The sequence below is a fragment of the Kitasatospora sp. NPDC096077 genome (assembly GCF_040303245.1).
GTDB lineage: Bacteria > Actinomycetota > Actinomycetes > Streptomycetales > Streptomycetaceae > Kitasatospora.
In genome coordinates, this window is sequence record NZ_JBEOSV010000042.1 from 17,214 (window position 1) to 39,282 (window position 22,069).

Annotated in this window: 14 protein-coding genes, 1 tRNA gene and 1 pseudogene; 10 read left to right on the forward strand and 6 right to left on the reverse strand. The window is 74.3% G+C overall.

Annotation, left to right across the window (positions count from 1 at the left end):
- Positions 1 to 62: 62 nt before the first annotated feature.
- The 9 genes from ABTZ03_RS29035 (at position 63) to ABTZ03_RS29075 (ending at position 15,406) form a co-directional block, all read left to right on the forward strand.
- Positions 63 to 431 carry a cyclophilin-like fold protein gene (locus ABTZ03_RS29035; protein WP_350516063.1) on the forward strand — a complete coding sequence of 123 codons (369 nt, stop codon included), beginning with the start codon at positions 63 to 65 and terminating at the stop codon, positions 429 to 431.
- Between the two features lie 146 nt (positions 432 to 577).
- Entirely contained in the window at positions 578 to 1,342 is a 765-nt protein-coding gene (locus tag ABTZ03_RS29040; RefSeq protein WP_350516064.1) for a small secreted protein, read from the forward strand.
- 131 nt (positions 1,343 to 1,473) lie between these two features.
- Entirely contained in the window at positions 1,474 to 3,006 is a 1,533-nt protein-coding gene (locus ABTZ03_RS29045; RefSeq protein WP_350516065.1) for a DUF7059 domain-containing protein, read from the forward strand.
- A gap of 155 nt (positions 3,007 to 3,161) precedes the next feature.
- Positions 3,162 to 3,617 (forward strand): DUF3592 domain-containing protein, encoded by a 456-nt coding sequence (locus ABTZ03_RS29050; RefSeq protein WP_350516066.1) that lies wholly within the window; start codon positions 3,162 to 3,164, stop codon positions 3,615 to 3,617.
- Positions 3,618 to 4,066: 449 nt separating this feature from the next.
- Positions 4,067 to 6,952, forward strand: a complete 2,886-nt coding sequence (topA, locus tag ABTZ03_RS29055; RefSeq protein ID WP_350516067.1) for a type I DNA topoisomerase — start codon at positions 4,067 to 4,069, stop codon at positions 6,950 to 6,952.
- A 261-nt stretch (positions 6,953 to 7,213) separates the two neighbouring features.
- A complete protein-coding gene (gene tmk / locus ABTZ03_RS29060; RefSeq protein ID WP_350516068.1) occupies positions 7,214 to 10,642 on the forward strand; it encodes a dTMP kinase in 3,429 nt (1,142 codons plus the stop codon).
- A 228-nt stretch (positions 10,643 to 10,870) separates the two neighbouring features.
- Positions 10,871 to 12,082 carry a DNA polymerase III subunit delta' gene (locus tag ABTZ03_RS29065; RefSeq protein ID WP_350516102.1) on the forward strand — a complete coding sequence of 404 codons (1,212 nt, stop codon included), beginning with the start codon at positions 10,871 to 10,873 and terminating at the stop codon, positions 12,080 to 12,082.
- Between the two features lie 275 nt (positions 12,083 to 12,357).
- Entirely contained in the window at positions 12,358 to 13,512 is a 1,155-nt protein-coding gene (locus tag ABTZ03_RS29070) for an alpha/beta hydrolase (protein WP_350516069.1), read from the forward strand.
- A gap of 163 nt (positions 13,513 to 13,675) precedes the next feature.
- On the forward strand, positions 13,676 to 15,406 hold the full coding sequence (locus ABTZ03_RS29075; protein ID WP_502894619.1) for an alpha/beta hydrolase: 1,731 nt from the start codon (positions 13,676 to 13,678) through the stop codon (positions 15,404 to 15,406).
- Positions 15,407 to 15,423: 17 nt separating this feature from the next.
- On the opposite strand, the gene leuE is transcribed toward ABTZ03_RS29075, so the two are convergent.
- Positions 15,424 to 16,125, reverse strand: coding sequence for a leucine efflux protein LeuE (gene leuE, locus ABTZ03_RS29080; protein WP_350516071.1), 702 nt, complete (start codon positions 16,123 to 16,125; stop codon positions 15,424 to 15,426).
- A 152-nt stretch (positions 16,126 to 16,277) separates the two neighbouring features.
- Between leuE and ABTZ03_RS29085 the strand changes: the two genes are divergently transcribed.
- Positions 16,278 to 16,351 (forward strand) — tRNA-Thr (locus ABTZ03_RS29085).
- 59 nt (positions 16,352 to 16,410) lie between these two features.
- Here the strand turns inward: ABTZ03_RS29085 and ABTZ03_RS29090 are convergent.
- From ABTZ03_RS29090 to ABTZ03_RS29110, 5 genes and pseudogenes are all read right to left on the reverse strand, one after another.
- Entirely contained in the window at positions 16,411 to 17,055 is a 645-nt protein-coding gene (locus ABTZ03_RS29090) for a LuxR C-terminal-related transcriptional regulator (protein WP_350516072.1), read from the reverse strand.
- Complete coding sequence (locus ABTZ03_RS29095) at positions 17,019 to 18,338, reverse strand: sensor histidine kinase (protein ID WP_350516073.1); 1,320 nt, start codon at positions 18,336 to 18,338, stop codon at positions 17,019 to 17,021. The genes ABTZ03_RS29090 and ABTZ03_RS29095 overlap by 37 nt, the downstream gene beginning before the upstream one ends.
- Before the next feature lie 195 nt (positions 18,339 to 18,533).
- Positions 18,534 to 18,977 (reverse strand): annotated as a pseudogene (locus ABTZ03_RS29100) (MaoC family dehydratase); the annotation flags it as partial.
- 161 nt (positions 18,978 to 19,138) lie between these two features.
- Entirely contained in the window at positions 19,139 to 20,185 is a 1,047-nt protein-coding gene (sbnB, locus tag ABTZ03_RS29105; protein ID WP_350516074.1) for a 2,3-diaminopropionate biosynthesis protein SbnB, read from the reverse strand.
- Positions 20,186 to 20,243: 58 nt separating this feature from the next.
- A complete protein-coding gene (locus tag ABTZ03_RS29110) occupies positions 20,244 to 22,067 on the reverse strand; it encodes a phytoene desaturase family protein (protein ID WP_350516075.1) in 1,824 nt (607 codons plus the stop codon).
- Positions 22,068 to 22,069: the final 2 nt, after the last annotated feature.

Below are 22,069 nucleotides of genomic sequence, written 5' to 3' on the forward strand. Positions count from 1 at the left end.
CGCTGCTTCCGGCACGACCGGGTCCGATCCACGATCGGACCTTGTCGCGGAAGAGGAAGCACATGCGGATCCGCATCCTGTGGCCGGCCGGGCAGGTCACCGCCACGCTGGCGGCCACCCCCACCACCGAGGCGCTCCGGGCCGAGCTGCCGATCAGTTCGACGGCCGTCACCTGGGGCGAGGAGGTCTATTTCGGCACGCCCGTCAGCGTGCCGCGGGAGTCCACCGCCCGGCAGGTGGTCGAGCCGGGCACGGTCGCGTTCTGGACCGACGGTGACAGCCTTGCGCTGCCGTACGGTCCGACCCCGGTCTCGCGGGCCGGCGAGTGCCGGTTGGCCAGCCCCTGCAACGTCCTCGGCCTGCTGGACGGGGACCCTCAGGTGCTGCGCACCGTCCGGCCGGGCGATCCGATCCGGGTCGAGCCGGCCTGAGCGGTGGCGGGAGTCGTGGGACGGGTCGTGCCATGGTGGGCCGGGTTGCGGGCGGGCCGGCGGCGGAGCAGCCGGGAACCGGGCGTTCGGTGACGGCCGTGTAGGTTCGACGACCGAAGACGACCGAAACCGAAAGGCATCTCCCGGTGAACAAGCGACTGCTGGCCGTACCCGCCCTCGGCGTGCTGCTCGCGTTCGGCGCCGTCGGCTGCGGCGACGACAACAGCAAGCAGCTGGAGTCCTGGGCGTCGAACGTCTGCGGCGCGGCCAAGGACCCGATCGCCCAGGCGCAGAGCGCGCTCGCCGACACCGCCCAGGTGAAGACCGGCGAGGGCCCGGCCGACCTGCAGAAGCGGCTCTCCGCGGACATCGGGCGACTGGCCAAGACCAACCAGGACATCGCGGCCGCGATCGACGCGGCCGGTGCGCCCAAGGTGGACAACGGCGCGGCCCTGCAGAAGGACACCGTCGACGAGTTGAAGAAGGCGGCCGACGGCTACCTGGACGTCCAGAAGAAGCTGGACGCGCTGCCCAACAACGACCAGGCGAAGTTCGCGGACGGGCTGAACAGCGTCGCCGACCAGATGCGGCAGCTGTCCTCGCTGTCCACCCAGGCGCAGAGCAAGCTGCAGCACGGCGACCTGGGCGCGGCGATGGCCAAGCAGGAGGGGTGCAAGCCCACCCCGGCCACCCCCGCCGCGGCGGGGGCGAGCGGCGGTGCCAGCGGCTCCCCGGCCGCCGGGGGCGGCAGCGCGTCCCCGAGCGCCGGCGCGTCCGCTTCGGCCGGCGCCCCCAGCGGCACCCCCGCGCCGGGCGCGACGGACAGCACGAGCCCGGCGGCCACCCCCTCGGCGGGCGCCGGCAGCCCGGCGGCGTCGGCCTCGGCGGCGCCTTCGCCCAGCGCGAGCTGATCGAGGGCGGGAAGCAGCAGGGGCCGGGGTCGCTCGAAGGAGCGGCCCCGGCCCGCTGCGTTGTGGGCGGTGGGTGTGTCCCGGTCCGGCCGGTGGGGCCGGGGTGGGGTCGGGCGGGGGACAATGGCGGGGTGATCAGTAGCCCCGTTCTCGACCCGACCCGTCTGGCCAAGCTGCGCGAGGCGCTGCTGGCCGCCTCGTTCACCGCCGACGGCTGCCTGGACCTGCTGGGGCCCACCGGCTACGCGGCGTTGGCCCGTAGCGAGGCGGTCCCGGCGCTGCGCGCGACGCGTGGCGGCAGCCCGCTGGAGACGCTGGTGCGGCTGTTCCTGCTGCAGCAGCCGGTGCCGTACCAGGCGGCGGCCGCCGCGTTGCCGGTGGAGGACTGCCTGGCGGACGGCTGGCTGCGCCCGGACGGGGATCTGGTGCGGGCCACGGTGGACGTCCGGCCGTACGCCAACGAGGTGGCCGGGATGCCCAGTTCGGATGCCTGGGTGGTCTCCGACCTGGGCTGCGCGGTGGGCGGCGCGGGCGGCATCGGCTCCGGCGAGACCGCCCACGGGGTGGCCCGCAAGGACCTGGTGCTGGGGGTCGGCGGGGCGTCCACGACGCTGGCCAACATCACTGTGCGTCGCCCCGTCCGGGCGGCGCTGGACCTCGGTTCGGGCTCCGGCGTGCAGGCGCTGCACGCGGCCCGGCACGCCGGGCGGGTCACCGCCACCGACCTCAACCCGCGCGCGCTGCGGTTCACCGAACTGACCCTGGCGCTCTCCGGGTTCGACACCACCGAGGTGCTCACCGGGAGTCTCTTCGAGCCGGTCGGGGAGCGGAGGTTCGACCTGATCGTCTCCAACCCGCCGTTCGTCATCTCGCCGGGCGGCCGGTTCACCTACCGTGACGGCGGCATGGCCGGCGACGACCTGTGCCGCAACCTGGTGCGGTCGGCCGCCGACCACCTGGAGCCGGGCGGCTACTGCCAGTTGCTCGCCAACTGGCAGCACGTCAAGGGCGAGGACTGGCACGAGCGGCTGGCCGGCTGGGTGGCGGGCACCGGGCTGGACGCCTGGGTCGTCCAGCGCGAGGTCCAGGACGTGGCCCAGTACGCCGAGTTGTGGCTGCGCGACGGCGGTGACCACCGCGGTCCGGGCGGCGACTACCAGGCCCGGTACGGCGAGTGGCTGGACGCCTTCGAGGCGGGCCGGGTCGAGGGCATCGGGATGGGCTGGATCAACCTGCGGGCGAGCGGCGCGGAGCGTCCGACCGTCCGGGTGGAGGAGTGGCCGCACCCGGTGGAGCAGCCGCTCGGCCCGCACATCGACGAATGGTTCGACCGGCAGGACTTCCTGCGCTCGCACGACGACGCGGGCCTGCTCGCGGCCCGTTACGTGCTGGCCGACGAGGTGGTCCAGGAGCAGGTCGGCGCGCCGGGGGCGGAGGACCCGGAGCACGTGGTGCTGCGGCACAACCGGGGCATGCGGCGGGCCACCAAGGTGGACACCGTGGGCGCCGGGTTCGTCGGGGTCTGCGACGGGACGCTGTCGGCGGGCGAGATCGTGGACGCCATCGCGCACCTGCTGGGCGAGGACCGGGTGGTGCTGCGGGACCGGGTGCCGGAGTCGCTCCGGCTGCTGACCGAGCAGGGGTTCATCGACCCGGTGCGGTGAGGCGGGTCCGGGTGGCCCGGCCCGGTCGGTTCCGGTTCACCCGCCCGTACCCCGTGGTTCGTCCGGCGGTCCCCGTCCGGCCGTCCCCTGTTGGTCGGATGCTGTGAGGCTCTGTCCACAGGCTGTGGACAGAGTTGGGGAGCCGGGGGCCAGGGGTGGACACGACGACGGCGGCCGTGGGCGGGTCGGTGCTCGCCCTCTTCGGTGGCGTGCTGCTGCTCTGGTGCGCCGCCGAAGTGCGCCTTCGCCACCGGGTGCGCCGACGGGGGGTGGCGGCGGTGGCCACCGTCGTCGCCGAGAACGACGTGCACGGTCAGCTCGACAGCGCGCCGCTGCTCTCCTTCTCCGTGCTGCCGACGGTCGGCGGCGCGGTGCCGAAGGTCGCGGAGCTCGTGCTCACCCGGCCGCGCGGGCACACCCCGCTGCGCCGTCCGGAGCGCTTCGCGCCGGGCGCCTCGGTGCGGATCCGCTACGACCCGGACCGCCCCAGCCGGGCGGTGCTGGCGGCGGGCGAGGTCGCCCGGCCGGCGGTCGTCGACCTGCTCTGGACGGTCCTGGGCGTGGCGTGTCTCGGGGCGGGCGCCGGGCTGCTGGCGGCGATCGGCCGCTGAGGTCACGGGCGGACCGGACGGACCGGCCGTACCGACGATTTTCCGCCGTACCCGGTCCGCACCGGGCCGGACAGCCACACCGGGTGTACCGGGCGTACAGGTTCATATCGGGCACCCCGGCGTGATCCGGAGGGTGCGGTACCGCAAGCGCGCCGATTTTTCCGTTGACAGATCTTGAAATCCGTCATTCCATCCTCCGGAACCTGCCGATGCCACCCTCCACGGGGCGCGAACCTCCGTCATCGGGTTACCGTTCGAGTGGCGTCGGTGAGCCCGGCAAGCGAAAAAGCGGTAACCGTCCGTTTGACAAGGGTGGCCGGGGTACGGTCACACTCCGCTGGTGGGGTGTCGTACAGCGGCGACCCCGGGACGGTGGAGGGGACGGGCGGAGCGCAGCCCGTGCTGCCGGCGCCGACCAGCCACATAAGGACCGGGAGAGAAGAGCGAAGGTGTCCCCGAGCAGCGAGACCGCGCACGGACAGCGACTCGTCATTGTCGAGTCGCCGGCCAAGGCGAAGACGATCAAGGGCTACCTTGGCCCCGGCTACATCGTCGAGGCGAGCGTCGGGCACATCCGCGACCTGCCCAGCACCGCGGCCGAGGTGCCGGACAAGTACACCGGCGAGGTGCGCCGTCTCGGGGTCGACGTCGACCATGACTTCGCGCCCATCTACGTGGTCAACGCGGACAAGAAGTCCCAGGTCAGCAAGTTGAAGTCGCTGCTCGCGGAGTCCGACGAGCTCTTCCTCGCCACCGATGAGGACCGCGAGGGCGAGGCCATCGCGTGGCACCTCCAGCAGGTGCTCAAGCCCAAGGTGCCGGTGCACCGGATGGTGTTCCACGAGATCACCAAGTCGGCGATCCAGGAGGCGGTGGCCAACCCGCGCGAGCTGAACCAGCGTCTGGTCGACGCCCAGGAGACCCGTCGCATCCTCGACCGGCTCTACGGCTTCGAGGTCTCGCCGGTGCTGTGGAAGAAGGTCATGCCGAAGCTGTCGGCGGGCCGGGTGCAGTCCGTGGCGACCCGTCTGGTGGTCGAGCGGGAGCGCGAGCGGATGGCCTTCCGCACCGCCTCGTACTGGGACCTGGTCGGCACCTTCGGCACCGGCCGCACCCCGGCGGACGCCGCCAACCCGGAGACCTTCGGCGCCCGGCTGGCCTCGGTGGACGGCAAGCGGATCGCCACCGGCCGCGACTTCGGCTCGGACGGCCGGCTCAAGGCCGGCAGCACCAACACCCTGCACCTGGACGAGCAGGCGGCCCGTCAGCTGGCCGCCGCCCTGGAGCAGACCGCGTTCGGTGTCCGCAGCGTCGAGTCCAAGCCCTACCGCCGCTCGCCGTACGCGCCGTTCCGCACCACCACGCTCCAGCAGGAGGCCAGCCGCAAGCTGGGCTTCGGCGCCAAGCGGACCATGCAGGTGGCCCAGAAGCTGTACGAGAACGGCTTCATCACCTATATGCGTACCGACTCCACCACGCTGTCGGAAACCGCGGTCTCCGCCGCCCGCGCCCAGGTCACCCAGCTGTACGGCGCCGACTACCTGCCGGACGCCCCGCGCACCTACGCCAGCAAGGTCAAGAACGCCCAGGAGGCGCACGAGGCCGTCCGCCCCTCCGGCGACCGCTTCCGCACCCCCGCCGAGACCGGGCTGAGCGGCGACGACTTCCGGTTGTACGAGCTGATCTGGATGCGCACCGTCGCCTCCCAGATGAAGGACGCGGTCGGCCAGTCGGTCACCGTCCGGGTCGGCGGTGCCTCCGCCGACGGCCGGGACGTCGAGTTCTCCGCCTCCGGCAAGATCATCACCTTCCACGGCTTCCTCAAGGCCTACGTCGAGGGCGCCGACGACCCGAACGCCGAGCTCGACGACCGCGAGCGCCGGCTGCCGCAGGTCACCCAGGGCGACCCGCTGGCCGCCGAGCGGATCACCCCGGAGGGCCACGCCACCAAGCCGCCGGCCCGCTACACCGAGGCCTCGCTGGTCAAGGAGCTGGAGGACCGGGAGATCGGCCGCCCGTCCACCTACGCGTCGATCATCGACACGATCATCCAGCGCCGCTACGTGTTCAAGAAGGGCACGGCGCTCGTCCCCTCCTTCCTCTCCTTCGCCGTGGTCAACCTGCTGGAGAAGCACTTCGGCCGGCTGGTCGACTACGACTTCACCGCGAAGATGGAGGACGACCTCGACCGGATCGCCGCCGGTGAGGCGAAGTCCGTGCCGTGGCTGAAGCGCTTCTACTTCGGTGAGGGCGAGGGTGACGGCGCGGCCGGCGGTGCCGCCGAGGCCGGCAACGGCGACGGCGACCACCTGGGCGGCCTGAAGGAACTGGTCACCGACCTCGGCGCGATCGACGCCCGGGAGATCAGCTCGTTCCGGATCAGCGACTCCATCACCCTGCGGGTCGGCCGCTACGGTCCGTACGTCGAGCGCGCCTCCACCGTCGAGGGCGAGCCCGGCCAGCGCGCCGACATCCCGGACGAGCTGCCGCCGGACGAGCTGACCGTCGAGCTGGCCGAGGAACTGCTGGCCAAGCCCAGCGGCGACTTCGAGCTCGGCCCGGACCCGGTCAACGGCAACATGCTGGTCGCCAAGGACGGCCGCTACGGCCCGTACGTGACCGAGATCCTGCCCGAGGGCACGCCCAAGACCGGCAAGAACGCGGTCAAGCCGCGCACCGCCTCGCTGTTCAAGACGATGTCGCTGGACACCGTCACCCTGGAGGACGCGCTGCGGCTGCTCGCGCTGCCGCGGGTGGTCGGCAGCGACCCCGAGGGCGCCGAGATCACCGCGCAGAACGGCCGCTACGGTCCGTACCTCAAGCGCGGCACCGACTCGCGGTCGCTCACCAGCGAGGACCAGCTCTTCACCATCACCCTGGACGAGGCGCTGGCGATCTACGCCCAGCCCAAGCAGCGCGGCCGGGCCGCCGCCGCCCCGCCGCTCAAGGAGCTGGGCACCGACCCGGTCAGCGAGCGCCCGGTGGTGGTCAAGGACGGCCGCTTCGGCCCGTACGTGACCGACGGCGAGACCAACGCCACGCTGCGCAAGGACGACGAGGTCGAGACCATCACGCCGGAGCGCGGCTACGAGCTGCTCGCCGAGAAGCGGGCGCGCGGGCCGGTGAAGAAGGTGGCCAAGAAGGCCCCGGCGAAGAAGGCGGCGGCCAAGAAGACCACCACCGCCAAGGCGACGGCGACCAAGACGGCCGCCAAGAAGACGGCGGCGAAGAAGACCACCACGACGAAGACGGCGACGGCGAAGAAGACGGCCGCGAAGAAGACGGCCGCGAAGAAGACCGCGGCCGCCAAGACCGCCGCCACCGACGAGGGCTGATCGGCCGGCGGCCCGTGGGTGGGTCGTCGACAGGTCGGCGACAGGTCGGTAGGTCGTCGGCGGTAGCGGGCCCGTGCTCCCCATGTGGGGGCGCGGGCCCGAGCCGTTCACCGGACGGCCGCCGGATCCGTACCGGAGGGTCTCCGGACTCGCGCCGGACGGTCCCGGCTCTGTGCAGGGATCGTCACGGGCCGGTGATGACGGCGAACCGGAACCCCGTTCGTCTCAATCGGGCAAAGCCCAGACCGCTACGCTGACCGTATGACGAGCGAGGAGCAGCCCACCCCCAGCGCCGCCCCGGCCGACAGAGCCACCGGGCCCGAGCTGCCCGAGGTCGCGCCCGCCGGAACCCCCGTGGACCGGGCCCGGGCGCTGTTGCGGACCAGGTCCTACCGGCGCCTGTGGACCACCCAGCTGATCGGCGGCACCGCCGACCGGCTCGGGCTGATGGTGCTGCTCGCGCTCACCGTGATCGCCGCCGCCCAGGGCGGCCGGTTCGGTGACCTGCCGCGCAGCCTCGCCTTCGCCACCGCCGCCGTCCTCGCCGTCCGGGTGGCGGCCACCGGGCTGGTCGGCGTGGCGCTGCTGGAGCCGGTGCACCAGCTGGTCGCCGGGAAGCTGGACCGGCGCTGGACGCTGTTCGGCGCGGACGTGCTGGGCGCCCTGCTGATCGCCGTCGCACCCTGGTGGACGGTCTGGCTGAGCTCCGGCCCCAAGCCCTCCGGCGCGGCCACCTACGTGCTGCTCGCCACGGTGTTCCTCACCGGTGCCGCCGAGCGGGTCCGGGGGATCGCCAAGGCCGCCGCCGTCCCCGGCCTGCTGCCGCCCGCCAACCCGTACGCCCCCGTCGCCGAGCAGCGGCCCGCCGCCGCCAACCTGGACACCGTCCGGAGCATCGACCGGTTCACCGGCTGGGTCACCGTGCCGCTGGGCGCGCTCGGGCTGATCGCCCTCACCCTGGTCAACAACATCGGTGCGGCGGTCGGCTCGGACTGGCTGCGCGCCCACCAGCTGACCTTCGCGGCGCTCGGCGCCGCCGGTCTGTTCGCCGCCGCGGCCGTCCGCGGCTACCTCCAGCAGCTGCCCGGCGGTCCGGTGTCGGTCGCCCCGCACTCGCCGCTGACCGGCCTGCGGGCCCCCACCGACGCCGCCCCCGGCCCCGCCCTGAGCAAGGGCCGCACCGGTAGCGCCCCGTACTTCACCTTCGCCGTCGCCGCCGGGTTCGCCTCGATGGCGGGCGTCGCCGCCCTGGCGCTGCTCACCGCCGTCGAGCACCGGGCCGGGCCGATCGGCTACGGCCTGGTCGTGCTCGCCGCGGCCGGTGCCCCCGCGCTGGGCGCCCGGTTCACCCGGGCCACCCTGCCCTCGCTCTCCCGCCGCCGGCTGCTCGCGCTGGCGCTGCTCACCGAGGGCGTCGCGCTGATCCTGGCCGGGCTGGTGCTGGACTTCGTGCTGGTCCTGCTGCTCAGCGTGCTGGCCGGACTGGCCGCCGGGATCGTCGTCTCGGCCGGGCGGGGCCTGCTCGCCCAGGAGGTCGAGGAGGCCCGGCTGGCCAAGGTCACCGAGCACCTGTACGCGGTGCTCCGGGTCGTGGTCGCGGCCGCGCTGGTCGCCGTCCCGCTGATCGCCGCCGGGTACGGGGACGTCGAGTACGGCACCGTCGAGCCCGGCTCCTTCACCTTCATCCACGGCGGCGGCGCCCTCGCCGTCGCCACCGCCGGGCTGCTCACCCTGGTGCTCGCCGCCGTCGTGCTGCTGCGCACCGACGACCGGCGCGGCACCGTGCCGTTCGGCCGGGACCTGGTGGACGCGGTGCGCGGCGCCGGCGGCCCGGTGCCGCACCGGGGAGCCGGCACCGGCTTCTTCATCGCCCTGGAGGGCGGCGACGGCGCCGGCAAGTCCACCCAGGCCCAGGCGCTCGCCGAGTGGATCCGCGGCAAGGGCCACGAGGTCGTGCTCACCCGCGAACCCGGCGGCAGCCCGGTCGGGCAGCGGCTGCGCGGACTCGTCCTGGACGTCGGCAACACCGGCCTGTCGCACCGCGCCGAGGCGCTGATCTACGCCGCCGACCGCGCCGAGCACGTCGAGAACGTCATCCGGCCGGCCCTCGCCCGCGGCGCCGTGGTGATCACCGACCGGTACATGGACTCCTCCATCGCTTACCAGGGCGCCGGACGCGACCTGGCCGCCACCGAGGTGGCCCGGATCTCCCGCTGGGCGACCGGCGGGCTGCTGCCCGACCTGACCGTGGTGCTGGACGTCGACCCGACCCGGGCCCGGGAGCGGTTCACCGAGGCGCTCGACCGACTGGAGTCCGAGCCCACCGAGTTCCACCAGCGGGTCCGGGCCGGCTTCCTCGCCCTCGCGGCCGCCGACCCGGCGCGCTACCTGGTCGTCGACGGCAGCCAGGCCCCCGGCTTCGTCACCACCGCCATCCGGCACCGGCTCGACCGCGAGCTGCCGCTCTCCGAGCAGGAGAAGGCCGCGCGGGCCGAGCAGGAGCGGCTGGCCCGCGAGGAGGCCGAACGGCGCGCCGCCGAGGAGGCCCGCAAGAAGGCCGAGGAGGAGGCCGCCGAGCGCAAGCGGCAGGAGGTGCTGGCGCAGCTGCGGGCCGAGCAGGCGGAGCAGGAGCGGCTGGCGCGCGAGGAGGCCGAGCGGGTCGCCGCCGAGGCCCGGCGCAAGGCCGAGGAGGAGGCGAAGCGCAGGGCCGAGGAGGAAGCCCGCCGTCGGGCCGAGGAGGAGGCGAAGCGCAGGGCCGCCGAGGAGGCCCGGCTGGCCGTGGAGGCCGCCGAGCGCAAGCGGCTCGCGGACGAGGCGGCCGCGCAGGCGGAGCTGCAGCGGCAGCGGGAGCTGGCGCGCGAGGAGCAGCGGCGCCGGGCGGAGGAGGCGCTGCAGCGGGCCGAGGAGGCCCGGTTGGCGCAGGCCGCGGCGCTGGCGGCGGCTGCCGCGGCGGCGGAGACGGCTTCTGAGCGGGCCGCTTCTGAGCGGTCTGCTTCGGAGCGGTCTGCTTCGGAGCGGGCCGGGGAACGGCCTGCGGGCGGGGACGCGGCCACGACGCAGCTGCGGTCGGTCCCGGAGACCCCGCGGGCTGCGGCCGGGGGCCTCGGTGACGAGGCGACCCGGGAGCTGACGCTGCGGGACCGACAGGCGGCGGTCCGGGCGGCGGAGGCCGCGGACGAGACGGCGGTGCTGCCGACGGTGCCGGCGGTGGACGAGACGGCGGTGCTGCCGCGGGTTCCGGCCGTGGAGGAGACGGCGGTGCTGCCGCGGGTTCCGGCCGTGGAGGAGACGGCGGTGCTGCCGCGGATCGACTCCGGGCGGCCCGGGGCGCCGGTGCCGGGGGCGTCGAGGCCCGGGGCGCCGGTGTCCGAGGAGCCGTTGGACAGCACCCGCGAGCTGCCGGTGGTGGACGGTGGGCAGCCTGCCGCGCCGCAGTCCGTCGGGCCGCAGTCGGGCGGGCCGCAGCCCGCTGCCGAGCGGCCCCGACCGGAGTGGGCCGAGGAGACGCCGATGGACGACCTGCCGAGCCTGACCGACACCCTGCTCGGCTCGCGTGACGAGTGGGCGCGCTGGGGCCACGGCGACCAGGGCGACCACGGCGACCAGGGCAGCCGGGAGCGGCGCGGCGGGGACGACCGGGGCGAGGACGGCGGCAAGGGCAAGGGCCGGCGCTGGGGCCGTCGGGGCTGAGCCGGTCGGGCGGGCGGTGTCGCCGGAGCTGTGGCCCCGGGTGGCGCCGCCCGTTCGTCGTACGGGGAGTTCGTCGTACGGGGAGTCCGTCGGACGGGAGGCGTGCCGTGGCCCGGGCCCGTGGCCGGGCGTGACCCGGACGGAGCAGTGGCTGTCGGAGCGGAGACGTATGCTCGACGGCGGGGAATCGGCGCCGGGAGCGCTGCCGTACGGAGCTTGGGAGCAGCAGTGGCCGTCTGGGACGACCTGGTGGGCCAGGAGCGGGTGGTCGACCAGTTGACCGCCGCGGCCCGGGCGGCCGGGGCGACGGTCGCGGCCGCCCGCGGCGCCGTCCCGGTGGAGGGCGGCAACGCCTCCCTGATGACCCACGCCTGGCTGTTCACCGGCCCGCCCGGGGCCGGCCAGGTCACCGCCGCGCGTGCCTTCGCCGCGGCCCTCCAGTGCACCAGCCCCGATCTCGCGCTGGGCGGCACGCCCGGCTGCGGTTTCTGCGACGGCTGCCACACCGTGCTGGCCGGCAGCCACGCCGACGTCAAGTACGTGCGGACCGACGGCCTGTCCATCGGTGTCGGCGACATGCGCGATCTGGTCCTGCGCGCCTCCAGCTACCCGACCGGCGGCCGCTGGTCGGTGATCCTGGTGGACGCCGCGCACCGGCTCACCGAGGCCGCCGCCAACGCGCTGCTCAAGGGCGTGGAGGAGCCCTCCCCGCGCACCGTCTGGCTGCTCTGCGCCCCCTCCGTCCAGGACGTGCTGCCGACCATCCGCTCCCGCTGCCGCCTGCTGGTGCTGCGCACGCCGGCCGCCGACGCGGTCGCCGACATGCTGGTCCGCCGTGACGGCGTCGACCCGGAGACCGCCCGGCTGGCCGCGCTCGCCGGGCAGGGCGACATCGAGCGCACCCGCCGGCTCGCCGTCGACGAGCAGGCCCGCACCCGCCGGGCCGAGGTGCTGCGGATCCCGCTGGAGGTCGCCGACATCGGCGGCTGCCTGACCGCGGCCCAGCGCCTGGTCGACACCGCCAAGGCCGACGCCGAGGCGCTCGCCGAGACCCAGGACGCCAAGGAGACGGACGACCTGAAGGCCGCCTACGGCGCCGCCGAGGGCAGCAAGGCGCCGCGCGGCATGGCCGGGGCGGTCAAGGAACTGGAGAAGCGGCAGAAGAGTCGCGCCACCCGCACCCGCCGGGAGACCCTCGGGGTCGCGCTGCTCGACCTGCTCGGCTTCTACCGGGACGTGCTGGCGATCCAGCTCGGCTCCACCGGCTCACTCGCCAACGAGGACCAGCGGCAGGCGCTGAACCGGGTCGCCCAGGACGGTACGGCGGAGGGCACGCTGCGCCGGATCGAGGCGGTGCTGGCCTGCCGGACGGCGCTGGACCGCAACGTGGACCCGCTGCTCGCGGTCGAGGCGATGACGGTGGCGCTGCGGGCGGGCTGAGGCCTGCACGGGGTCGAGGGCGCCCGTACGCCGTCCGGGGCTGGTACGCCGCCCGGAGTCGTCCGGGGTCGGCCCGGCGTCCCACCTTCGAGTGAACGGGCGATACTCGCCGGGCACACCCGCGTGTGACGGCGCGCCCGTTGTGCACGCTGGGGGCCGACCGCGCCCGGCCGTACCCGGCCTCCCCACCGGGAGGGCCCACCGCCGGAGCGGTCGCCTCCTGCACGGCACCGGGTCCGGTCCGGCGCCGGCCCTCGTCCGAGGTGGTGCGTTCCGTGGTTCGTCCGCTCCTCGTCATTCCCCTGCTGGCCGCCGCTGTCGGCGGGATCTGGCTGGCGCGCGGCGCGCTCCAGCGCTGGCGTGACCTGCAGGCCGCCGCGACCTACGAACTGGCGGGCGACCGTTGGCCGATGCTGGCGCGGGCGGGCGGGGCGATGGTCTGCGGGGTGTGCGTCACCGCGCTGACGGTGCTCACCGCGCTCGGGGCGTTCGGCGGTCTGAGCCACGGCGGGCAGGGGACGGACCGGGCGGAGCCCGCGGTGGACGCGGCGGCTGCGGGGGCCTGGGCCTCCGGCGGGGCGGGTCGGCAGCAGCCGGCGCCGCCGGCCGCCACCGATCCGGCTGCGGCGGGGGGTGCGGGAGCCGGCGCGACCGCGACGCCGGCCGCGGCCAGCCGTTTCGACAGCGTCGGGCACCCGGGCGGCGGCGAACTGCTGCAGTCCGCCGTGCTCGGACCCGACGGGAAGCCGCGCAACGTCCGGGTCTGGCTGCCCGCGCAGTACGCCAAGGAGCCGAATGCGCGCTTCCCGGTCGTGGTGATGCACGCCGCCACCCCGGGCAAGACCGCCGACGCCGAGGTGCCGGACGTCTTCGAGGGCGTGGGCGCGGCCCTCCAGGCCGGTCGCGCCCGGCCGTTCATCCTGGTCGCCCCGGAGGCCCCGAACGGCACCGCGCACCCCTGCGAGCTGGTCGCCGCGGCCCCGGCCGCCGTCGCCGACGACGCGACGCTGCGCAACACCGTCGCGGCCTCCTTCCGCACCCTCCCGCCCGGCCCGGCCTCCTGGGGCACCCTCGGCGTCGAGGGCGGTGCGCCGTGCGCCGCCGCGGCCGGACTGGCCCGCCCCGACCTGTACGGCGCGGCCGCCGCGGTCTCCGGCCGGTACGACGCCGCCGCGCTCACCCAGACCGGCGCCGAGGCCCCGGCGGGCAGCTCGGCCAAGCTGCTGCTGGCCGCCGCCAAGGGCGACTCCGCCGGGCTGGACGCGGCCCGCAAGCTGCAGAGCGCGCTCAAGTCCGGCGCCGGCCCGGCGGCCAAGGCCGAGGTGCGGATCTCGGACAACGTGCAGGACTACACCGCGGACCGGGAGCGGCTGCGGTTGGTGCGGCAGGCGGCACAGTTCCTGGCCGACGCGCTGGCCAAGGCGTCCTGAGCGTCGGCCGAGCCGGCGATACGCTGCCCGGTACCCGGGGTGGGTACCGGGCAGCGGCGTTTCTTCGTTCTCGTACGTTTGCGTACGTTCTCGTACGTTCGCGTGCTTTCGCGTGGGTTCGCGTACGTTCTCGTGCTTTCCCGGAGTGGTGGAGAGGAAGCGGATGAGGGCCTTCGGGCGGGGTCGGGTGTCGGCGCCGGTTCGGGCCGGGGTGCCGGTTCGGGCGCGGGCAGGGGCGCGGGTGGTGGCCGTGGCGGTGCTGGTCGGGCTGCTGGCGGTCTCGGCGGACGGGTGCAGCCGGGACACCCCGGAAGCGGCCGGTGGGACCGGTACCACCGGTGCCGGCCCGACCCGTTCCGGCCCGACCCGTTCCGGCGCGGCTCCGGACACCGCCGCCACCCCGCTGGAGCCGCTGCCCGCCGCCGTCCCGGCCGCGCTCGCGCCGTACTACGCGCAGCGGCCGACCTGGCAGCCCTGCGACGGCCGGTTCGAGTGCACCACCTTCCGGGTGCCGATGGACTACGACCACCCCGGCGACGGTGACCTCACCCTCTCGGCCGCCCGCGCGACGGCCGGACCGGGCGGTCCCGGTGGCACGGGTGGCTCTGGTGGTTCTGACGGCTCGGGCGGCGGCTCCGGTGGCGATTCCCGGCTCGGCTCGTTGCTGCTCAACCCGGGCGGGCCCGGCGGCTCGGCGATCGAGTACCTGGAGGCCGTCGCCGGGACGTACGACCGCACCGTGCGCGCCCGGTACGACCTGGTCGGCCTCGACCCGCGCGGGGTGGGCCGCAGCAATCCGGTGAACTGCCTGAGCGGTGAGCGGATGGACGCCTTCGCCGCCGCCGACCTGGCCCCCGGCGACCAGCGGGCGATCGACGCGCTGGTCGCCGTCGACCAGGAGTTCGCCGAGGGCTGCCGCAAGCAGGCCGGGGCCGCGCTCGGCCACCTCGGCACCGTCGAGGCGGCCCGCGACATGGACGTACTGCGCGCCCTGGTCGGCGACGAGCGGCTGAACTTCGTCGGCAAGTCGTACGGCACCTTCCTCGGTGCCACCTACGCCGGACTGTTCCCGAGCAAGGTCGGGCGGGTGGTGCTGGACGGCGCCATGGACCCGTCGCTCGACGCCGTCACCGGCAACCGCACCCAGGCCGGCGGCTTCGAGACCGCCTGGGCGGCCTTCGCCCGGGACTGCGCCGGGCGCGAGGACTGCCCGCTCGGCCGCACCGAGCAGCAGGTCGGCGACCAGCTCACGGCCCTGCTCGCGGCCGTCCGCGCCCACCCGCTGCCGAGCACCGACAACGGACGCCGGCTCACCGGGGCCCAGGCCACCACCGGCGTCGTCCAGGCCCTGTACGCCGAGTTCCTCTGGCCCAAGCTGCGCACCGCGCTCACCGATGCCAGGGCCGGTGACGGCACCGGGCTGCTGAAGCTCTCCGACGCCTACTACGGGCGCGAGGCGGACGGTTCCTACCCCAACCTGATGTTCGCCAACACGGCGGTGAACTGCCTGGACCTGCCCGCACCGTTCCGCTCGCCGGAGGACGTCCAGCGGGCGCTCCCGGACTTCGAGCGGGTCTCCCCGCACTTCGGGCGCGACATGGCCTGGATGGCGCTGACCTGCGCCTACTGGCCGGTCCGGGCCACCGGCGCGGCGCACACCGTCCGGGCCGCGGGCGCCGCCCCGATCGTCGTCGTGGGCACCACCCGTGACCCGGCCACCCCGTACGACTGGGCCCGCTCCCTGGCCGGACAGCTGGAGTCCGGCCGACTGCTCACCTACGACGGCGACGGCCACACCGCGTACGGGCGGCACGACCCCTGCGTGGACGGCGCCGTCAACCGCTACCTGCTCACCGGGGAGGCCCCGGAACCGGGCAAGCGCTGCGACCGGTAGGCGCTGCTCCCGCCCGGTCAGGCGGAGGAGACCGCCAGCTTCGCCGCGAAGCCCGCGAACAGCACGGCGACGCCGCTGGTCAGGGTCGCGGACAGCCGCCGGCGGCGGCGGAAGGCGGTGGCCAGCGTGGTGCCCGCGAAGATCAGCAGCGAGAGGTAGAGCAGGCTGAAGGTCTGCAGGATCCCGCCGAGCAGGATGAAGGACAGCGCGGGCTGCCCGTACGACGGGTCGACGAACTGGGTGAAGAACGACAGCAGGAACAGGATCGCCTTCGGGTTGAGCAGGCTGATCACCAGCGCCCGCCGGAACGGCTGCTCACCCGACTCCGCGGCCGCCTCGGCACCGGCGTTCGCCGGGTCGGCCTCGGCCCGGTGCTCGCGCCACAGCTGGCGGGCGGACCGCAGCATCCCGAACCCGATCCACAGCAGGTAGGCGGCGCCGCCGAACTTGACCACCGCGAACACCGCCGGGTTCGCCTTCAACAGCGAGGCGGCCCCCAGCGAGGTCAGACTGATCAGGGTGAGGTCGCCCACGAACACGCCCGCTGCGGCCTTGTACCCGGTCCGGATGCCCTTCCGCGCGGCGACCGACAGCACGTACAGCGAGTTGGGGCCGGGCAGCAGGATGATCACGAGGGCGCCGAGGACGTACGTCGCCAGGTCGTTGACACCGAACACGGTGACTCCGGAGGTGGGGAGGGGGTGGGGGTGGGCGCTCATCGTAACGTCGTACCGGTGATCGATTGAAGCGAATACCATCCGCCCCCTCCCCACCCCCACCCGCCGCCCACCCGACCACCGCCCGGCCCGGCTACGGATCACCTGCGAACCTGTGTAGACTGGCCCGCGTTGCCACCACACGTGGCAACGGTGCCGCCTTAGCTCAGTTGGCCAGAGCAACGCACTCGTAATGCGTAGGTCGCGGGTTCGAATCCCGCAGGCGGCTCAGTTGCTGGAAGGCCCGGTCAGTTCGCTGACCGGGCCTTTTGCGTTGGGGCGGCGGGGTTATTGGTCGAGGTAGGCGAGGACGGCGAGGACGCGGCGGTTGTCGGCGTCGGTGGGGAGGAGGTTGAGCTTGGTGAAGATGTTGCTGATGTGTTTGGCGACGGCCTTCTCGGTGATGAAGAGGCCCTGGGCGATGCCGGCGTTGGAGCGGCCCTGGGCGACCCATTCGAGGACTTCGCGTTCGCGGGCGGAGAGGGCGGCGACGGATTCGTCGCGTTCCTTGCGGACCAGGAGCTGGGAGATGACCTCGGGGTCCATGGCGGTGCCGCCGTCGGCGACGCGGCGGATCGAGTCGAGGAACTGGGTGCCGTTGGTGACGCGGTCCTTGAGCATGTAGCCGACGCCGCGGCCGCCGCTGGCGAGGAGTTCGCGGGCGTAGAGGGGCTCGACGTACTGGGAGAGCAGGAGGACCGGGAGGGCGGGCATGGTGCGGCGGGCGGTGAGGACGGCGCGCAGGCCCTCGTCGGTGAAGTTGGGGGGCAGCCGGACGTCGACGACGGCGACGTCCGGCTGGTGGTCGGTGAGGGCGCGGAGGAGGTCGGCGCCGTTGTCGACGGCGGCGGCGACCTCGTGGCCGTAGGCCTGGAGGAGGCGGATCAGGCCGTCCCTCAGGAGGAAGTGGTCTTCGGCGAGGACAATGCGCACGGGAGCTCCATGGTGACCATGGTGGGGCCGTTGACGGGGCTGCTGACGGCGAGGACGCCGTCGAAGGTGGCGAGCCGTCGTTCGATGCCGCGCAGGCCGGTGCCGCGGGTGGCGTCCGCGCCGCCGCGGCCGGTGTCCGTGACGGTGATGCGCAGCATGCCGTGATCGTAGCGAATGTCGATCCAGGCGCGGTCGGCGTGGGAGTGCTTGGAGACGTTGGTGAGGATCTCCGAGATGGCGAAGTAGGCGGCGGACTCGACCGGCATCTCGGGGCGGCCGGGGAGGTCCACCGCGACCTCGGTGGGGACCGGGCAGACCATGGCCAACGCCCGTACCGCGTCGGCGAGTCCGCGGTCGGCGAGCACCGGCGGGTGGATGCCGCGGACCAGGTTGCGGATCTCCTCCAGGGCCTTGGAGGAGGACTCCCGGGCCTCGATCAGCAGGGCGCGGACGGCGTCCGGGTTGGTCTCCAGGAGGTGTTCGGCGGCGTCCAGGGTCATGCCCATCGCGACCAGCCGGGCCTGGGCGCCGTCGTGCAGGTCGCGCTCGATCCGGCGGATCTCGGCCATCTGGGTGTCCACCGCGGTGGAGCGGGTGGTGGTGAGGTGCTCGATCCGGCTGGCCATCAGCTCCTGCTCGCTCGGGGCGAGCATCGAGCGGGTGTAGAGCGCGTGCTTGCGTACGGCGCGGGGTGCCACCCAGAGGGCGAAGGGGAGTTGGAGCAGGCCGAGCAGGCCGGCCAGGACGGCGGTGGCCTGGCCGTCGATCGGGATGAACTGGTACCAGAGGCCGTCCCACTGGGTGGAGAGCGGGACGCCGAAGAAGGCCAGGAAGATGCCCCAGAGGCCGCTGAGCACCAGGGCGATCGGCGTGAAGGCGAGGAGGCCGCCGGCCACCGGGTCGGTGAGGATCCAGGCGAACTCCCGCTTGGTCTGCCGGTCGCTCATGATCCAGCGGTAGCGGGCGATCGTCCCGGCCGCGCCCTCGGGGGCGGGGGGCAGCGGTCCGGGCGGGCCGGGGATCCGTACGCCCGACCACTCGTCGGCCAGGCCGCGCTGACGGGCCGCCAGGGCCCGGACCCGGTCCATCGCCCGGGGGACCAGGCCGAGGCCGGGGCCGATCAGGGAGATCGCGGTGGTGAGGGCGAGGGAGCGGCCGAGGGCGGTGACCGACAGCCAGCAGAGCGTCAACGCGCGCCGTAGTCCGGTGAGTCCGGCGGAGGCGGAGAAGCCCCTGATCTCGGCCGGTGCCGGGTTCGACCCGAGCTGCATCGTGCGGTCCATGGACGCGCTCCTCTCTGCTGCCTTCGTGCTGCCCGGCCGTGGTGGCCGTGGAACCATTCTGGCGGGGGTGGGGGGTCCAGATCGGTAGTACTAACTCCCCTTTTGGGCCACGGGGGTTGGGATGGGGGCGGGGACGGGGGTAGGGGCGGGGACGGGGGTGGGCACGGAGGTGGAGCGGGGCGCGGGGGTTGCGAGGAAGAGGGAGAGGGTGTCGGCCACACAGGCGGCCCGGGATTCGCCCTCGATCTCCACGGTCATCCGCACCGCCGCCAGGTACCCCATCGGGGTCTCCCGGACGCTGGTGACCCGGGCGCCGCCGCGGACCCGGGTGCCGACCTTGACCGGATGCGGGAAACGCACCTTGTCCAGGCCGAAGTTGACGCCCATGGTGACGTCCTCGATCTCGAAGATCGCGCGCATCATCGCGGGCAGCAGGCCGAGCGTCATGTAGCCGTGGACGATGGTGGTGCCGAACGGGCCGGTGGCCGCGCGTTCCGGGTCCACGTGGATCCACTGGAGGTCGCCGGTCGCGCCGGCGAACCGGTCCACGCTGTCCTGGGTGACTTCGAGCCAGTCGCTGTAGCCGAGGTGCTCGCCGGTCGCCTCGGTGAACTCGGCCAGGGTGGCAAAGGATCTCATGGGGTGATTCTCCGCCCTGGCGGCTGACGGCCAACTGACGCTCTGCTGACGGTGGATGGGGCGAGATAGGGGGATGAGGGGGAGGGGGAGGGGGAGGGTGGCGGGGGAAAGGGGGACGCCCGCCCGGTGGGGGGCGGGCGTCCGGTGGGGTGCGGGGGCGGTCAGCCGTAGCGCTTGAGCTCGTGGAAGAAGCCCGGGACGGTGTGCAGCAGGCCGGTGGCCAGCACGTGGTCGTAGACGTGCTTGGCGACCGCGAGGTCCAGCACGCCGAGGCCGAACGGGGAGAACACCACCGGGCGGTCGGCGGGCGGGGTGATCGCACCGGTGAGCACGTCGTACAGCGTGCCGGCCACGAACTCCCGGTGGCCGACCAGCTGTTCGGCCAGGTGCGGGGAGGTGCCGGCCTTCAGGCAGTGCTCGATGTCGTCGACCACGTTCCAGGAGTCGAGGACGATCCGCGGGGAGAGGTCGCGCAGCGAGACGTGCAGCACCAGCGGGTGGTGGGCGAACCAGGCCGGGTCCGTGACGTGCGGCTCGCCGGCCACGGTGGCGAAGACCAGCAGGTCGGCGGAGCGGACCAGGTCCTCGGGCTTCTCGTGGACGGTGACCGCGAGGTGCTCGCCGCCGGACCGGCGCAGGTAGTCGGCGAAGCCGTGGGCGTGGTCGGCGGAGAGGTCGTGGACGCCCGCCTCGGTGAACTCGAAGCCGTTGGCGGCCAGGTAGGTGTGGATGTAGCGGGCGATCAGGCCGACCCCGAAGAAGCCGACCCGGCGCGGGCGTTCGCCGCGGGCGTCGGCCAGCCGGGCGGCCGCCAGGGCGGCGGAGGCGGCGGTGCGGGCCGCGCTGATGATGGAGCTCTCCAGGCAGGCGAACGGGTAGCCGGTCTCCGCGTCGTTGAGGACGAGGACGGCCGAGGCGCGGGGCAGGCCGGCCGCCACGTTCCCCGGGAAGCTGGAGATCCACTTGATGCCGTGCACCCCGACCCCGCCCTTGACCGAGGCGGGCAGGGCGATGATCCGGTCGGCCGGGCGGTCCGGGAAGCGCAGGAAGTACGAGTCGGGGTTGACCGTCAGCCCCTCGCCGTGCAGCCGGTACGCGGCCTCGACGGTGGCGACGACGTCCTGTTCGCGGCCGTGGAGGGCCTCGTGCACCTGGGCGCCGGGGACCACGGCGAAGGTGGGGGCCTGGGGCGCGGCGGCATGGGTCATGGGGACACTGCTCCTGTCGGGGAGGCGGGTGTGGCCGGGGCGGGAGGAGAGGAGGGGGTCAGCCGATCCGGGCGAGGCCCTTGGCGTCCTGCCGGGCCCGGCCGCGGGAGACCAGCAGCGGGTCCCAGTCCGGGCCGCGGACCGGCAGCCGGGCCGGGTCGCCGAGCACCGCGCCGGCCGCCACCTCGGCCAGCAGCGGGCGGTCCAGCAGCTGGCCGGCGGCGACCATCCCGGTGGTGGCGACCGCGTTCAGCCCGCTGCCGTAGCGCACGCTCTGGCCGACCACGTAGAGGCCGTCGACCTCGGTGCGGACGTCGGGGCGACGGCCGACCGTGCCCCAGTTGGCCATGCCGTACGGGGTGCCGCCGGAGCTGCGGGTGTAGCGCTCCTGGCTGAGCGGGGTGGCCAGTTCGAGGTGGGTGATGTGTTCGCGGAACGGACCGATCACCTTCTCGGCGGTGGTCAGGATCAGTTCGGTGACCTGGCGCTTGCGCTCCAGGTAGGCGGGGTTGCGGCGGTACGGGACACCGTCGACGGCGCCCCCGCTCAGGCCCCAGAAGTCGTGGCCGGGCGGGCAGCCGGTGAGCAGCTGGAAGTTGCTGTGGCCGGGCGGGCAGACCGCGCCGGCGCCCGGGTCCTTGAGCGAGGCGAAGGAGAACATCAGGTGCGGCAGCGAGTCCAGCACGCCGTCGCGCCGCCAGCGTTCGAGCATGGCGGCGTGTGCGGCCTCCATGTCGTCGCTGTCGTGCCACCAGAGGTTGGCGTTGGGCAGGCCGGGCAGCTCGGTGTCCAGCGCGACGTACAGGGCGACCACGGCGCCGCGCATGGTGGCGGCGCGGGTGCGCTCGACCACGTCGACGGGGAAGGCCCGCTCGCCGCCGCACAGTTCGAGCACGGTGCGGCGGTAGTCGGCGTTGGAGATCACCAGCGGGGCGGAGATCCGGGTGCCGTCGACGAGTTCCACCCCGGTGGCGCGCGGGGGCTGTCCGGCCCCGGTGCCGTTCTGTCCGGCCCCGGTGCCGCTCTGTTCGGCCCCGGCGCCGGCGCCGCTCTGGCCGGTGCCGCCCTGATCGGGGCTGCCCGGCTCGATCAGGATCCGGCGTACCTCGCTGCGGGTGCGCAGCTCCCCGCCGTACGCCTCCAGCGCCTCCACCAGGGCGGCCACTACTACCTGCCCGCCGCCCTCGGGGTAGTAGGCGCCGCGCAGGTAGTGGTCGAGCATGCCGACGTGCTCGCCGAAGGTGATGCCGTCCGGCATGGTGCCGTAGTTGCCGGCCTGGGCGGCCAGCAGGGTGCGGGCCTTCGGGGAGAGGCCGCAGTGGTCCAGGGCCTGGCCGAAGGTGCGGGTGCGGCGGGTCCAGCGCATGGTCTCCGGGGAGGCCCGGAACAGCTCGACCACGGACTTGCCGAGCAGCCCGGCCCGGTTGGCGGCGGACACCGCCCGGGCGAGTTCGACGTAGCGGTCGATGCCCTCGGCCTCCTCCGGCAGCGCCGCCCGGAGCCGGTCGTGGTAGGCGGCCCAGCCGGCCGGCACGTCCAGCGTGGCGGTGGGGGTGATGATCCGGTCGAAGCCGTGCTCGTTGTCCATCGGGCGGAAGCTCACCCGGTCGCGCAGACCGAGCCCGGACAGGATGGCCGGGATGATCCCGTCCGGCCCGCAGTCGCCGAGGTAGTGGGTGCCCACGTCGAACTCGTACTTGCGCCGGCGGCGGAAGACGTGGGCGTTGCCGCCCGCCACGTCGTGCTGTTCGAGGACGAGCACGCTGCGCCCGCCGGCGGCCAGGTAGGCCGCGCTGACCAGCCCGCCGAGGCCGCTGCCGACCACGATCACGTCGTAGCGGTCCCGGCCGCCCCCGTCCGTCGGCTGCTGTGCTGCCCGCATTC

Excerpts from the sequence above, each read along its gene's own strand:
- ABTZ03_RS29035 (WP_350516063.1), top strand. The coding sequence starts at position 63 with ATGCGGATCCGCATCCTGTGGCCGGCCGGGCAGGTCACCGCCACGCTG.
- ABTZ03_RS29075 (WP_502894619.1), top strand. The coding sequence starts at position 13,676 with ATGAGGGCCTTCGGGCGGGGTCGGGTGTCGGCGCCGGTTCGGGCCGGG.
- ABTZ03_RS29095 (WP_350516073.1), bottom strand. The coding sequence starts at position 18,338 with ATGGACCGCACGATGCAGCTCGGGTCGAACCCGGCACCGGCCGAGATC.
- ABTZ03_RS29110 (WP_350516075.1), bottom strand. The coding sequence starts at position 22,067 with ATGCGGGCAGCACAGCAGCCGACGGACGGGGGCGGCCGGGACCGCTAC.
- leuE (WP_350516071.1), bottom strand. The coding sequence starts at position 16,125 with ATGAGCGCCCACCCCCACCCCCTCCCCACCTCCGGAGTCACCGTGTTC.
- sbnB (WP_350516074.1), bottom strand. The coding sequence starts at position 20,185 with ATGACCCATGCCGCCGCGCCCCAGGCCCCCACCTTCGCCGTGGTCCCC.
- tmk (WP_350516068.1), top strand. The coding sequence starts at position 7,214 with ATGACGAGCGAGGAGCAGCCCACCCCCAGCGCCGCCCCGGCCGACAGA.